14 protein-coding genes are annotated in these 12,686 nt (G+C 64.3%); 3 read left to right on the forward strand and 11 right to left on the reverse strand.

Translation table 11 applies throughout. The features are described 5' to 3' along the window. Positions 1-23: 23 nt before the first annotated feature. The 6 genes from BLR77_RS22135 to BLR77_RS22160 form a co-directional block, all read right to left on the reverse strand. The gene (locus tag BLR77_RS22135) at positions 24-734 is read right to left on the reverse strand and encodes an SDR family oxidoreductase (RefSeq protein WP_074681937.1); all 711 of its coding nucleotides are present in this window, start codon (positions 732-734) and stop codon (positions 24-26) included. Next, complete coding sequence (locus tag BLR77_RS22140; RefSeq protein WP_074681939.1) at positions 731-1,264, reverse strand: DUF3833 domain-containing protein; 534 nt, start codon at positions 1,262-1,264, stop codon at positions 731-733. Before BLR77_RS22140 ends, BLR77_RS22135 begins: the two co-directional genes overlap by 4 nt. 8 nt (positions 1,265-1,272) lie before the next feature. Beyond that, on the reverse strand, positions 1,273-1,818 hold the full coding sequence (locus tag BLR77_RS22145; protein WP_074681941.1) for a chalcone isomerase family protein: 546 nt from the start codon (positions 1,816-1,818) through the stop codon (positions 1,273-1,275). Between the two features lie 131 nt (positions 1,819-1,949). Beyond that, positions 1,950-3,728 carry an acyl-CoA dehydrogenase C-terminal domain-containing protein gene (locus BLR77_RS22150; protein ID WP_074681943.1) on the reverse strand — a complete coding sequence of 593 codons (1,779 nt, stop codon included), beginning with the start codon at positions 3,726-3,728 and terminating at the stop codon, positions 1,950-1,952. A 209-nt stretch (positions 3,729-3,937) separates the two neighbouring features. Then, complete coding sequence (locus BLR77_RS22155) at positions 3,938-4,630, reverse strand: SDR family oxidoreductase (RefSeq protein WP_238380611.1); 693 nt, start codon at positions 4,628-4,630, stop codon at positions 3,938-3,940. After that, positions 4,627-5,490 carry an MBL fold metallo-hydrolase gene (locus BLR77_RS22160; RefSeq protein WP_074681947.1) on the reverse strand — a complete coding sequence of 288 codons (864 nt, stop codon included), beginning with the start codon at positions 5,488-5,490 and terminating at the stop codon, positions 4,627-4,629. The genes BLR77_RS22155 and BLR77_RS22160 overlap by 4 nt, the downstream gene beginning before the upstream one ends. A 102-nt stretch (positions 5,491-5,592) precedes the next feature. On the opposite strand from BLR77_RS22160, the gene BLR77_RS22165 reads away from it, so the two are divergent. From BLR77_RS22165 to BLR77_RS22175, 3 genes are all read left to right on the forward strand, one after another. Then, the gene (locus tag BLR77_RS22165; RefSeq protein WP_074681949.1) at positions 5,593-6,492 is read left to right on the forward strand and encodes a LysR family transcriptional regulator; all 900 of its coding nucleotides are present in this window, start codon (positions 5,593-5,595) and stop codon (positions 6,490-6,492) included. Between the two features lie 80 nt (positions 6,493-6,572). Next, positions 6,573-7,934: a putative bifunctional diguanylate cyclase/phosphodiesterase gene (locus tag BLR77_RS22170; protein ID WP_074681951.1), complete on the forward strand. Its 1,362-nt coding sequence runs from the start codon at positions 6,573-6,575 to the stop codon at positions 7,932-7,934. Positions 7,935-8,164: 230 nt separating this feature from the next. After that, positions 8,165-8,821 (forward strand): TIGR04211 family SH3 domain-containing protein, encoded by a 657-nt coding sequence (locus BLR77_RS22175; RefSeq protein ID WP_074681953.1) that lies wholly within the window; start codon positions 8,165-8,167, stop codon positions 8,819-8,821. A 56-nt stretch (positions 8,822-8,877) separates the two neighbouring features. Here the strand turns inward: BLR77_RS22175 and BLR77_RS22180 are convergent, their stop codons facing one another. The 5 genes from BLR77_RS22180 to ccoN all read right to left on the reverse strand — a co-directional run bounded on the left by BLR77_RS22180 (position 8,878) and on the right by ccoN (position 12,617). Next, positions 8,878-9,783, reverse strand: coding sequence for a LysR family transcriptional regulator (locus tag BLR77_RS22180; RefSeq protein ID WP_074681955.1), 906 nt, complete (start codon positions 9,781-9,783; stop codon positions 8,878-8,880). Positions 9,784-9,795: 12 nt separating this feature from the next. After that, positions 9,796-10,050, reverse strand: coding sequence for a hypothetical protein (locus BLR77_RS22185; protein ID WP_003462120.1), 255 nt, complete (start codon positions 10,048-10,050; stop codon positions 9,796-9,798). 30 nt (positions 10,051-10,080) lie between these two features. Next, complete coding sequence (locus BLR77_RS22190) at positions 10,081-10,854, reverse strand: SDR family oxidoreductase (protein ID WP_074681957.1); 774 nt, start codon at positions 10,852-10,854, stop codon at positions 10,081-10,083. A gap of 106 nt (positions 10,855-10,960) precedes the next feature. Continuing rightward, positions 10,961-11,194: a cbb3-type cytochrome oxidase subunit 3 gene (locus BLR77_RS22195; protein ID WP_074681959.1), complete on the reverse strand. Its 234-nt coding sequence runs from the start codon at positions 11,192-11,194 to the stop codon at positions 10,961-10,963. Next, on the reverse strand, positions 11,184-12,617 hold the full coding sequence (gene ccoN, locus BLR77_RS22200; RefSeq protein ID WP_074681961.1) for a cytochrome-c oxidase, cbb3-type subunit I: 1,434 nt from the start codon (positions 12,615-12,617) through the stop codon (positions 11,184-11,186). The genes BLR77_RS22195 and ccoN overlap by 11 nt, the downstream gene beginning before the upstream one ends. Positions 12,618-12,686 lie beyond the last annotated feature (69 nt).

Consider the following 12,686-nt stretch of genomic DNA (forward strand, 5'->3'; position numbering starts at 1 on the left):
CACGCCCCGTTGCCTGGCTGCTGTTACCACGGCAGGTGCTGGCCGTCGTAGGCGTGGAAGCTGCCGCTGTGCTCGGGCCCCAGGGCATCGATCACTCGTAGCATTTCAGCAGCGGCCTGCGCGGCCGGTCGCGCCGCAGCCGCCCCGCGAAAGGGCTGTGACAAGGGTGAAATTACCGTGCCGGGGTGCAAACTGAGCAGACGCGCCCTGGGCTTGCTGCGCGCCAGTTCGATGGCGGCGGTCTTGATCAGCATGTTCAGCGCCGCCTTGGACGCACGGTAGGCGTACCAACCGCCGAGGCGGTTATCGCCGATGCTGCCGACCTTGGCCGATAGCATCGCCATGGCGCCCTGTTTGTCCAGCAGCGGCAGGAAGTGGCGCAGCACCAGAGCCGGACCCAGTGCATTGACCTGAAAGACTGCCTGCAGCGCATCGGCCTCGATGGCGGCCAGGCTTTTCTCCGGCGCGATGCCGGATCGGTGCAGCAGCCCAGCGCTATGCAGAATCAATTGATATGGTCCGTCCTCGGTCAGGGCCGCTGCGGCTTCGGCGATGCTGGCGGGGTCTTCGAGGTCGAGCGCCGGTGAGCTGCTGCGGCTCAGTTCGCGCACGCTGGCGCAGCGGGTGTCGGCACGCAGCAATTCGCAGAAGGCCTGGCCGATGGTGCCGCTGGCGCCGATCACCAGGGCCTTGTAGCCGCTGCCGAGGCTGCTCAGGGTCAGCGCTGCGCTCATGGCTGCGCGGCGCCGCGACGGAAGAACAGGGTGACCTGACCCAGCTCGATGCCGAACTTGCTCATGACTGAACGGTTGATCAGGGTGTCGTCGTCCATCAGGTACATCCAGTCGTCGAAGTAGACGACATAGGTGCTGTCACCCACCGGCAGGTTGAGGTGGTAACGCCAGCGCAGGGCGTTGCCGGCCACTTCGCCTTTGGCCTCGCCAACCACGTCGTCGGCGGTGCCGATCCAGCGTCCCGCACCGTCGGGCGTCAGTGTCCAGACCCGGCGCTGGCGGGTGCCGTCGCTGTACAGGAAACGCTCGTCGAGGATCAGCTTGTCGCCCTCGCGACGACTCTGGATATCGACATGAAAGCGCTTGATCACCTCACCGGAGCGGTCCTGAAACATGCCCCAGGCCTGCACCGGCCCGGAGAAGTAGGTGGGCAGGTCCAGCACGGGCTTCTCGTTGGCGTAACGCTCGACCGGGACCTGGCCACAGCTGATCAGCAGCAGGCTGGCAAACAGGATCATCAAGGCTTTCATGCGATACCTCATGGGTTAAGACCGAGCAATGCCGCACGCAGTTTCGGGCTGCGGGTCTGCGGATCGAGCCAGATGGAGAAGAAGGCGCGGGCGAACTCTGGATCATCGATGACGTGCTGCAGTTTTCCGTCGACGTAGAAGCGGCAGCCCTGGTCGGGGAGGAATACGCCGGTGATGCGCGTGCCGTCCTTGACGTCGACGAACGCCTGGCTCATCTGCTGCGTCCACTCGGCCTGCTGTTCGCGGTCGAGGGGTTCTCCGTTGATCCGGCGAATTTCGTCGAGGCTGGTGTCGACCAGGGTTTCCCGGCTGATGGTGCGCCTGTAGGTCAGTTCCAGAGCGAAGGGTTCGGTGAAATCCACCTGCTGCGCCGGGCTCCACAACTTGGCGTTGTAGACCGAGAACCCGAACCAGCTGAAGTCTCCGCTGCCAACCAGGCTGACCTGCGGCAACTGCTCACGCCAGCCTGCCTGGCTGTTGGCCTGCACCGAGGCACTGGCAAGTGCCAGCGTCAGCAGCAGGGCCGAACAGAGTCGTGATGTCAGGGCTGTCATGGACCATCCCTCCGCGGTTGAAGTTGATCGCGGCCAGCGATTGGCCGCGGGTAGCGAATAAAAAGATCCGGCAACCAAAAAAGGGGAGAAGTGGGTTGCCGGATTGCGCAGTCTGTCAGTACCGCCTGCAATCAGGCGGCGAACTCCTCGTCAGTGAAGGCCATCAGCGTCGCCTTGCCTGCCTTGATCTCGCTGAGCAGGGCGTCGGCTTCTGGCAGGATGCGGGCCATGAAGAAGTCGGCGGACTTGATCTTGGCTGCATAGAAATGGGTTTCCGAACTGCCGGCATCAAGTTGGCGCTGCGCCAGCTGGGCCTGCTGCGACCACAGCCAGGCCAGGCTGGTCAGGCCGAACAGGCGCAGGTAGGGCGTAGCCGCTGCAGCCGCCTGCTCCGGATCCTTGCTGCCCTCGCTGGCCAGCCACAGGGTGGCTTGCTGCAGTTGTTTCAGTGCCTGGGTGACAGCTGCTGCGTGCGGGGCTGCGGCGTTGTTCTTGAGCCAGCCCTCGACCAGGGCAAAGAACGCGCGCACGGCGCGACCGCCACCGAGGGACAGCTTGCGGCCCACCAGATCCAGCGCCTGGATACCGTTGGTGCCCTCATAGATGCGGGTGATGCGGCTGTCGCGCACCAGTTGCTCGATGCCCCAGTCTTCGGTGAAGCCGGAGCCGCCGAGTACCTGCAGGCCCTCGTTGGCGCAGGTGAAGCCTTCATCGGTGAGGAAGGCCTTCACCACCGGGGTGAGCAACTGCACCAGGTCGTCGGCGCGGGTACGGGTTTCGGCATCCTCGGCGCCGTGGGCGATGTCCTGCTGCAGGCCGGCGAAGTAGGCGAGGGCGCGGCAGCCCTCGATCATCACCTTCTGCCGCAGCAGCATGCGCCGCACGTCCGGGTGCACCATGATCGGGTCGGCCGGCTTGTCGGCGGCCTTGGGCCCGGCAATCGAGCGGCTCTGCAGGCGCTCGCGGGCAAAACCCAGGGCGATCTGGTAGGCGCTTTCGGCCACGCCCAGCCCTTGCATGCCGACCATCAGGCGCGCCGAGTTCATCATGGTGAACATGCAGCTCAGGCCCTTGTTCGGTTCACCGATCAGCCAGCCCTTGGCGCCCTCGAAGTTCATCACGCAGGTGGCTGAACCCTTGATGCCCATCTTGTGTTCCAGCCCGCCGCAGAAAGCCGGGTTGCGGCTGCCGTCTGCCAGCACCTTGGGCACCAGGAACAGGGAGATGCCCTTCACGCTATCCGGTGCATCCGGCAACTTGGCCAGCACCAGGTGGACGATGTTGTCGACCAGATCGTGCTCACCACCGGTGATCCAGATCTTGGTGCCGGTGATGGCATAGCTGCCATCGGCCTGCGGCACGGCGCGGGTGCGGATCAGACCCAGGTCGGTGCCGCATTGCGGTTCGGTCAGGCACATGGTGCCGGTCCACTCGCCGCTGATCAGGCGCGGTAGGTAGGTCGCCTGCTGCTCCGGCGTGCCATGGCTGGTCAGGGCGTTGATGGCGCCATGGGTCAGGCCGGGGTACATGCCCAGCGACAGATTGGCCGAGCAGGTCATCTCCTCGACCAGCATGTTCAGAACATGTGGCAGGCCTTGGCCACCGAACTCCGGGGTGCAGGCCAGGGCCGTCCAGCCCCCTTCGGCGAACTGCTGATACGCGGCCTTGAAACCGTCCGGGGTCCGCACGCTGCGCGTCTGTGGATCGTACTGGCAGCCTTGTTTGTCGCCGGGGCCATTGAGCGGTGCGAGCACGTTCTCGGCCAGTTTGGCTGCCTCCTCGAGGATCGCGCCACCGAGGTCGGCGCTGAACTCGCGGTGTTCAGGCAGCGTTTGCAACAGGGTGTAGGCGTCGAGCAGTTCTTCGAACACGAAGCGCATGTCACGCAGCGGAGCACGGTAGGACGGCATGGCGATATACCTAAAGCTGTACAAGATTTATATGTGTACAGTTTTTGTATAGCTGTTTGGATCGCTTTGCAAGACCTTTCACGTACGTTCGTGCAATGACCGTTGCGTCACGCCCACCGTTATGCAGGCAGTACAGGTTTTTTCTGTGCAGAAACGACGACGCCCGACAGGTGCTAGACGCTGTCGGGCGTTGCGGGGGACGTTGAGGCTCACCAGGGCAGCGGCTGGCCCTGATAATCGAGGAAGGCGCACTCGCGACGCCCGAGCTGCCCGGTGATCACCTGATGCAGAGCGCTGGCGCTTTGTTCCACGCTCAACGGCGCGGCATCGCCGCCCATATCGGTGCGCACCCAGCCAGGGTGCAGTGCCAGCAGGCTCCAGGGCAGTTGCGGCAATTGCATCTGCCAACTGCGCAGCAAGCTGTTCAGGGCGGCTTTGCTGGCACCGTACAGCGGCATGTCGGCGGCGAGCGCCAGTTGCAGGCTGGCCATCTGCGAACTCATGAAGGCCATTACCCCGCCATCGACCACATGCTCTGCCAACTGCTGGGCCAGGCGGATCGGCGCCACGGCATTGGCCAGGAATAACTGGCCGATGTCCTCGCTCTCTGCCTGGCGCGGGTCCTGGTGGCTGGGGCCGTAGACGCCGGCATTGAACAGCGCGCAATCCAGGCGCCGGTCCTGTAGCGCCGCCGCCAGGGTGCACCAGGCATCGCGGCGATTGAGATCGCAGGTGATCACCTGCAAGTCGTTTGCGCGCTGGCTGCGCAATGCCTCCAGCGGGCTGGCCGGGCGCAGTTCGCGCACCACCGCATGGACCTGCCAGTCGGCGTCGAGGAAGGCGCGCACCAGGCCGAGGCCCAGCCCGCGCGAGGCGCCGCAAATCAGGATCTGGCGTTTCACGGCCACTGCATCTCGCCCTTGAGCACCTTGGCGCTCAGCTCCAGGCTGCTGTCATCTTGCAGCTGAGGAAAGCGTGCCTTCATCGCCGTGATCAGCGCCTGGCTATCCTTGGCCTTGGTCAGTTCCTGCTCCAGAGTCAGCAGGTAGTCACGGGTGAAGCGCAGGTCGGCCAGGTCCATCGCCGGCTCGCCCAGGTAGTGGCCTGGTACCAGGCTGGTCGGTTGCAGGGCTTCGAGTTCATCCAGCGACTTCAGCCAGCGCTGCCGGGCCTCGATGCTCTGTGCATCGGCGACCCACAGGTGGATGTTGGCGCTGGTCAGCACGCCGCCGAGCACGGCCTTGATGCTGGGAATCCACAGGCTGGTGTGCTGCGGGTCATGGCCGACCACCTCGATACGCTGACCTTCCAGCTCCAGCAGGTTGCCGTGCAGCACTTCAGGCACCAGGGTGCGGGCAGGCGCGCTGTCTTTGAGGATCGGCCCCCAGTACGCCAGCTTGGGCGCGCGGGTTTTCTCGATGTAGGCGACGGTGGCCGGCGTGGCCAGCACCTTGGCTTCGGGATAGGCGCGGGTCAGCACGTCGAGGCCGAAGTAGAAGTCCGGATCGCCATGGCTGATGAAAATGGTGGTCAGGCGCTTGCCGCTGGCCTGAATGCGCTCGACCAGTTCCTGCGCCTCGGCGTTGGAGAATTGCGCATCCACCAGGATGACGTCCTTCTCGCCGCTGATCAGGGTCGAGCTGACCGGGAACACCGCGGCTTCACGCGGGTTGTAGGTTTCCAGGCTCAATGGTTGGGCGAGGGCGCTGCTGGCCGCGGCGAGCAGGCCGAGGCCAGCGATGAAACGAGTGGCGAAGGACATGGCGATCTCCAGACAGGTAAGGGTGCGGCGCATCTTATGTGCTATCTGGCGAGCGAAAAGCCCCGTAAGCTGGCCATACTTGTTGCATGGATCGAGCGAATAATGGATCGACTGATGGCGGCACGCGTGTTCGTCGAAGTATTGGAGCGCGGTAGCCAGACGGCTGCCGCTGACGCGCTGGATATGTCGCGGGCGATGGTTTCGCGTTATCTCGCCGAGCTGGAAGCCTGGGCCGGTGTGCGCCTGCTGCACCGCAGCACACGGCGGCTGAGCCTGACGGCGGCAGGCGAACAGATGCTGCCGCAGTGCCGCGAGATGCTGGCGCTGGCCGAGCGCATGCAGGCAATCGGCCAGGGGCTGGACGACACGCCGCGCGGCACCCTGCGCATTACCTGCAGCCAGTCCTTCGCCCAGGCCTGGCTGGTGCATGCGCTGCAGGCCTTCACCGAGCGCTACCCGCAGGTCAACATCGATCTGCTGGTGGGCAGCGAAGCGGTCAACCTGGTGGAGGCGCGTATCGACCTGGCGCTGCGCATCACCAATCAGCTCGACCCGAATCTGATTGCCCGGCGCCTGGCCGTATGTCGCTCGGTGGTCTGCGCCAGCCCTGCCTATCTGGAGCGGCATGGTACGCCGCAGCGCCCGGAGGATCTGGCCCGGCACAACTGCCTGGCCTATGCCTACTTCGGTCGTAGCCTGTGGGAGTTCGAGCATCGAGGGGAGGCGAGTGCCGTTTCGGTGTCCGGCAGCCTGAGTGCCAACGAGTCGATGGTGCTGCTGGAGGCGGCCTTGGCTGGCGCCGGTATCAGTCTTCAGCCGCTTTATTCGGTGGAGGCACCGCTGCGCGATGGGCGTCTGGTGCGCCTGTTGGCGGACTACCGGCCGCCAGAGCTGGGCATCCATGCCCTGTATGGCACACGCCGGCAGATGCTGCCGGCGATGCGTCTGCTGCTGGACTTCATCGCCGAACGGCTGGCCAGCGAGGCGCACTGGCAGCATTGACAGCCTGTTAAAAGCTGCGCCGGAAACTTGCATTCGGCCAGGCAGCTTCGAGAATGAAGTGATCGAATCAGGATTTCACCATGCCATCACTCTCGAGCTTCGGCAGGCGCGTTCGCAAACTCTGGCATGGTGCAGACCTGGCTCTGGTCGGTCAGCGTCGCGAGCGCCGCATGCGCATGCTGTCGAGTCTGATGATGATCGTGATGGGCCTGCTCTGGGGGCTGTTCTTTTCCTCTCGCGGCTACTGGGCCATCGTCGTCATGGACGTGACGATCATCCTCAGCGGTGTGGCGGTCTTCGTGCTGACCCTGCGCAACCAGGCACGCAGCGCCAACCTGATTCTGTTCATTGCGCTGATCCTTATTGTCGTCGCCTCGACCCTGCTGCTCGATCCGCCGACGCTCACGGCGCCGCGCGCGACGCATCTCTATCTGCTACCGGTGGCCGTCGGCGCGTTGATGGCCTTCCGTGACGAACCGTTATGGCTGCGTTACGGCGTTTCTCTGTTCTGCCTGCTGTTGTTCGTTGCCCTGGCGGCGTCCAACTGGCGACCTACAGATCTTTACGCGTTACCGGACGACGTGCGCATCGTCGGTTCCTGGGTGCAGGGCTTCGCTGCCATGGCGCTGTTCTTCCTGCTCCTGCATATTCTGCAGAGCGACACCGCCGAGCGCTCGGAGCTGGATCGCGACCTGCGCGCGGCCATTCGCGAGCGGCAGTTCGTGCTGTATTACCAGCCGCAACTCAATGGTGCCGGGCGGGTGATCGGTGCCGAGCTGCTGATTCGCTGGCAGCATCCTCAGCGGGGGCTGCTGGCGCCGGGCGAGTTCATCGACCACGCCGAGAACACCGGTCTGATCATCCCCATTGGCCAGTGGGTGCTGGAGCAGACGGCAGCGCGTCTGCGGCAGTGGAAGGACGACCCGCTTTTCGGCGACCTGGGCCTGGCCGTGAACATCAGCCAGAAGCAGTTCTCGCAGGCCAGCTTCGTCGCCGAAATCCTCGGTTTGATCGAGCGTCATGAAATCGATGCCGAGCGCCTGGAGCTGGAGCTGACCGAGACGCTGATCGTCCATGACATGGAAGACCTTACGCGCAAGATGGCGGCGCTGGTCGAGCAGGGCGTGCGCTTCTCGCTGGATGACTTCGGCACCGGCTTTTCATCCCTCAGCCACCTCAAGCGCCTGCCGCTGAGCAAGCTGAAGATCGACCGTTCGTTCATCTGCGACGTGCTCACCGATGCCAACAGCGAAACCATCGTGCGCACGGTGATCGCCCTGGGGCAGAGCATGGGCATGACGGTGATCGCTGAAGGTGTGGAAACCGAGGCGCAGCGGCGTTTTCTGGCTGACAACGGTTGCAGTCTGTTCCAGGGTTATCTGCTCGGCCGGCCGATGCCGCTGGCGGATTTCTGTGACTTCGTGCAGCGCCACAACGGCTGAAACCACCTTCCGCCCATCTACCATCTCCTGCCTGGAGTGAACTCGAAGCGAGTGGCCAATGTCTGTCTGCTGTCGGCCCGTACCGGCAGGAATAGATGGCTATTGGCCGCTAGCGTGGCGTCTACGTCGCGGATTCTGCCTGCATCATGCTCGAGCGTGTTGTTCAGCGCGTGGCCGGCAACGTCCATCCCGTTCGCCGGGTTCGTCTGACTGCCACGTGAAGATTGCCCATGTTTTTATCTCGTCATGCTCCATTCCAACCCCGCATTCTCGGTGCCTGCCTGCTGCTCGGTGGCCTGCTCGGCGGTGCTCAGCCGTCTCTGGCCGAAGAGGCGTCTGGCAACCAGCGCTGGGTCAGCGACAGCCTGAACACCTATGTGCGCAGCGGCCCCACCGATGGCTACCGCATTGTCGGCACCCTGGTTTCCGGGGAGAAAGTGGAGCTGTTGCGCACCCAGGGTGACTACAGCCAGGTGCGTAGCGCAAGCGGCGCCAGCGTCTGGATTCCCAGCCGCGACCTGCAGTCGGTGCCAGGCCAGGCCGAGCGCCTGCCGCAACTGGAACAGAAAGTCGCTGACCTCAGCGCTGAGCTCAAAGGCATCGACGACGCCTGGAAGGTCCGTGTGCAAGGCATGCAGGAAACCCTGGACTCGCGCAAGAAACTGATCGACGAGCTGCAGGCCGCCCGCGGCGCGCTGGATGCCGAGCTGACCACCACCCGTTCGCAGCTGCGCGATGCCCAGGCGCAACTCGGTGAGGAACAGCAACAGGTGCTGATGCGCTACATGGCCTATGGCGGCAGCATCGCCGGCGCCGGGCTGCTGCTCGGGCTGATTCTGCCGACCATGCTGCGGGTCAAGCGCAAGCGTAACGATCAGTGGGTGTAGAACCTGTTTTCAACCACGCCAGGCCGAGGCGCAGCAGAACATAAGCAGGTTCTGAGTCATTCCAGATGAGGCGCCATCAACTGCTCCAACCACTCGATCAGCACCGCCAGGCGCCGTGAGCGCTGGCGGCGGTGCGGGTAGAGCAGGGCGATCGGCATGGCGGCGGCACGCTGTTGTGGCATCACCTCCAGCAGTTCGCCGGAGGCCAGCAGGTGCTGCACGTCGAAGCGTGGAATCTGGATCAGGCCCAGGCCGGCCAGGCAGCAGGCGATGTAGTTCTCCGCGTTGTTGACGATCACGCGGCTGGCCGGGCGCAGTTCGCACTGCTCGCCATTCTCGTCGACATATTCCCAGGGCATCTCGCGGCCGCTGGTGGGTGAGGCGTAGCCAACCATCCAGTGATTGCCTGCCAGGTCATCGGCCTGCTGCGGCTCGCCATGTTCACGCAGGTAGGCCGGGCTGGCGCAGTTGATCAGCGCCAGGCTGCCCAACGGCCGGGCGGCCAGGCTGCTGTCGCTGAGCGTGCCGACACGCAGCACGCAGTCGACGCCTTCCTTGACTAGGTCGATGGCGCGGTCGGTCGAGCTCAGCAGCAGTTGCAGCTGCGGATGGCGACGCAGCAGGGTCGGTAGCGCCGGTGCGATCAGGCGCCGGGCGATGCGGCTGGGCACGTCGATCTTCAAACGTCCGCTGACCTGGCCTTGGGTGCCTTGCGCGCTCTGCTCGATGTCCTCGGCCAATGCCAGCAATTCACGAATGCGTTCGAGCAACTGACTGCCATCAGGCGTCAGGCGAACATTGCGCGTGGTGCGGTGCAGCAGGCGTACGCCCAGCTGAGTTTCCAGTTGCTGCAGTGCAGCCGATGCCGATGCGCGTGGCAGTTCCAGGGCGTTTGCCGCCTTGATGAAGCTGCCCATCTCGGCGATGTGCAGGAAGACGCGGTACTGCTCGAGCTTATCCATCGATCGATCCGTTCAACCTGCCCGATGCAGCCACCACCAGGCGAGCCAGGCGGCAGCTGAGGGAACGCCGAACAATACAGCGTGGATCGGCAGCTCCTCGGCCAGGGTATAACCATGGGAAAGCCCGGTACGCAGGTTGAGCGCGCAGACGCCCAACCACAGCAGGGTGAACAGCGTGACAGCCAGCGTGCGCTGCGCCGCCGGTGCGAAGCGCAGGGCCAGGGCGGCCAGCGCCAGGCCCACTACCACCAGAATCAGGGTTCGCATCCGCTCACCTCCCAGGCGTTTTTCAGTTGCTTACTTAGTGGTATAGCCGCCATTGATCAGAATGGTCTGCCCGGTGATCCACCAACCGTCGCTGACCAGGTGACGGATGAAGGGCACCACGTCCTCGATATCGGTCAGGCCGGTCTTGGAGAAGGGCGACAACGCCGCCGCGCTCTTGTGGTAGGCCACTGCATCGGCGCCTTCCTGGCCATAGAAGAACGGCGTGTCCATCGGGCCTGGGCCGACGGCGGTGACCGAGATGCCGCGCGCGCCGAATTCCTTGGAGGCTGCTCGGGTGTAGTGCTCCACCGGCGCCTTGGTGCCGGCATAGGCGGCGTAGAAGGGGGTGTAGGCGCCCAGTAGCGAAGTCACCAGGGTGCAGATCTTGCCGTTGTCCCTGACGTGCTTGCCGGCTTCCTTGAGGAAGAAGAACGCCGACTTGGAGTTGACCGCGGTCATCTCGTCGTACTCGTCTTCGCTGATCTCGCTGAAGGGTTTCTTCAACACCTTGCCCACGGTGTTGATGGCGATATCGGGGCGGCCCATGGCGGCCACCGCATCGGCGAAGAGTTTCTCCACGGCGGCGGCGCGCGTCAGGTCGCCCTGCAGCGCCACGGCCTTGGCACCGAGTTGCTGCACCGCTTGCACGGTGGCGTCGGCCTCCGCCTTGCTTGCCGCGCTGTTGTAGTGAATGACCACCGCACTGGCGCCGTGCGTGGCCAGGTCGCGGGCCAGCAGCCCGCCGAGGTTCTTGCCGCCACCGGCGATGAGTACCGTCTTGCCTGCAATGGAATGATCGACCATGAGATGTCTCCCGACTCGGGTTGAGGAAACCCGAGTCTAGGTAGCCATCCGGCTCTGATCAGCGCCTCGTTTCTGGATGCATTGTCCAGAAATGGCGACCAATGTTTCAGAATTCCCGGCGTCCGAGATGCTCGCAGTGCCCGTCACAGGTACCGGGACAGGCGCAGCCGCGGGTGCTGCGCCCGGTGTCACGTTCGACCCGGCGCGCTACTTCGGGATCGTCGGCGAAGGGCAGCATCGTCGCCTCGTCGAGGTCGCGCTGGCTGCCGCGCCCCAGGCTGAGTTGCACGCCGAGGAAGAACACCATAACTGCGATCATCCACCAGGCTTCAGCCGGCATGGGCGGCGTCTCCGGCATCGTGCCGCTCGGTGGTCGGGTTGCGCAGGGTCAGCCAGGTGTTGAGGGCCATCAGCAGCATGCCGGTGAGGAAGCACAGGCCGCCGACCAGGCGCACCACGAAGCCGGGGTGGCTGGCCTCCAGCGCCTCGACGAAGGAGTAGGTGAGGGTGCCGTCCTCGTTGACCGCGCGCCACATCAGGCCCTGGGTGATGCCGTTGACCCACATCGAGGCGATGTACAGCACGGTGCCGATGGTGGCCAGCCAGAAGTGCGCGTTGATCATGCCGGTGCTGTACATGCCATCGCGGCCGAAGACCTTCGGAATCAGGTGATAGAGCGAGCCGAAGGTGATCATCGCCACCCAGCCCAGTGCACCGGCATGTACGTGGCCGATGGTCCAGTCGGTGTAGTGGGACAGGGCGTTGACGGTCTTGATCGCCATCATCGGGCCTTCGAAGGTGCTCATGCCGTAGAAGGCCAGGGACACCACCAGAAAGCGCAGGATCGGGTCGGTGCGCAGCAGGTGCCAGGCGCCGGACAGCGTCATCATGCCGTTGACCATGCCGCCCCAGCTCGGCGCCAGGAGGATGATCGACATCACCATGCCGAGGCTCTGCGCCCAGTCAGGTAGCGCGGTGTAGTGCAGGTGGTGCGGGCCGGCCCAGATGTACAGGGTGATCAGTGCCCAGAAATGCACGATGGACAGGCGGTAGGAGTACACCGGCCGGTTCACCTGCTTGGGCACGAAGTAATACATCATCCCGAGGAAACCGGTGGTGAGGAAGAAGCCCACCGCGTTGTGCCCGTACCACCATTGCACCATGGCATCGGTAGCGCCCGAATACACCGAGTAGGACTTGAACCAGCTCACCGGCACCGACAGGTGGTTGACGATGTGGAGCATGGCGATGACCAGGATGAAGGCGCCGAAGAACCAGTTGCCGACGTAGATATGGCGGGTCTTGCGGCGGGTCAGGGTGGTGAAGAAGACGATGCCGTAGGCAACCCAGACGATGGCCATCCACACCGCGCCGGTGAATTCGATCTCGGCGTATTCCTTGGTGGTGGTCAGGCCCATGGGCAGGGTGACCAGCATGATCAGGATGGTCGCCTGCCAGCCCCAGAAGGTGAAGGCGGCCAGCCTGTCGGAGAACAGCCGCGTCTGGCAGGTGCGCTGCACCGCATAGTAACTGGCGGCGAACTGGGCACTACCGGCAAAGCCGAAGATCACCAGGCTGGTGTGTAGTGGGCGCAGGCGTCCGAAACTCAGCCAGGGCGTGTCGAAGTTCAGTTCCGGCCAGACCAGCTGGGCGGCGATGAGCACGCCGGTGCACATGCCCACCACGCCCCAGAAGAGGGTCATCAGGGTGAACTGGCGGACGACCTTGTAGTTGTAGGCCGGGTGGGGAGCAGCAGATTGCATCGCGTTAACCTTCCATACAGATGCGGGCGCAGCCGCGCGAGTGGCCAAACTGTAGGGAGGCGGGGCAAA

This window comes from Ectopseudomonas alcaliphila (genome assembly GCF_900101755.1).
GTDB classification, from domain to species: Bacteria; Pseudomonadota; Gammaproteobacteria; order Pseudomonadales; family Pseudomonadaceae; genus Aquipseudomonas; species Aquipseudomonas alcaliphila.

Coding starts and splice junctions, on each gene's coding strand:
- BLR77_RS22135 (WP_074681937.1), bottom strand. CDS start 734: ATGAGCGCAGCGCTGACCCTGAGCAGCCTCGGCAGCGGCTACAAGGCC.
- BLR77_RS22140 (WP_074681939.1), bottom strand. CDS start 1,264: ATGAAAGCCTTGATGATCCTGTTTGCCAGCCTGCTGCTGATCAGCTGT.
- BLR77_RS22145 (WP_074681941.1), bottom strand. CDS start 1,818: ATGACAGCCCTGACATCACGACTCTGTTCGGCCCTGCTGCTGACGCTG.
- BLR77_RS22150 (WP_074681943.1), bottom strand. CDS start 3,728: ATGCCGTCCTACCGTGCTCCGCTGCGTGACATGCGCTTCGTGTTCGAA.
- BLR77_RS22160 (WP_074681947.1), bottom strand. CDS start 5,490: ATGTCCTTCGCCACTCGTTTCATCGCTGGCCTCGGCCTGCTCGCCGCG.
- BLR77_RS22165 (WP_074681949.1), top strand. CDS start 5,593: ATGGATCGACTGATGGCGGCACGCGTGTTCGTCGAAGTATTGGAGCGC.
- BLR77_RS22170 (WP_074681951.1), top strand. CDS start 6,573: ATGCCATCACTCTCGAGCTTCGGCAGGCGCGTTCGCAAACTCTGGCAT.
- BLR77_RS22175 (WP_074681953.1), top strand. CDS start 8,165: ATGTTTTTATCTCGTCATGCTCCATTCCAACCCCGCATTCTCGGTGCC.
- BLR77_RS22180 (WP_074681955.1), bottom strand. CDS start 9,783: ATGGATAAGCTCGAGCAGTACCGCGTCTTCCTGCACATCGCCGAGATG.
- BLR77_RS22185 (WP_003462120.1), bottom strand. CDS start 10,050: ATGCGAACCCTGATTCTGGTGGTAGTGGGCCTGGCGCTGGCCGCCCTG.
- BLR77_RS22190 (WP_074681957.1), bottom strand. CDS start 10,854: ATGGTCGATCATTCCATTGCAGGCAAGACGGTACTCATCGCCGGTGGC.
- BLR77_RS22195 (WP_074681959.1), bottom strand. CDS start 11,194: ATGCCGGCTGAAGCCTGGTGGATGATCGCAGTTATGGTGTTCTTCCTC.
- ccoN (WP_074681961.1), bottom strand. CDS start 12,617: ATGCAATCTGCTGCTCCCCACCCGGCCTACAACTACAAGGTCGTCCGC.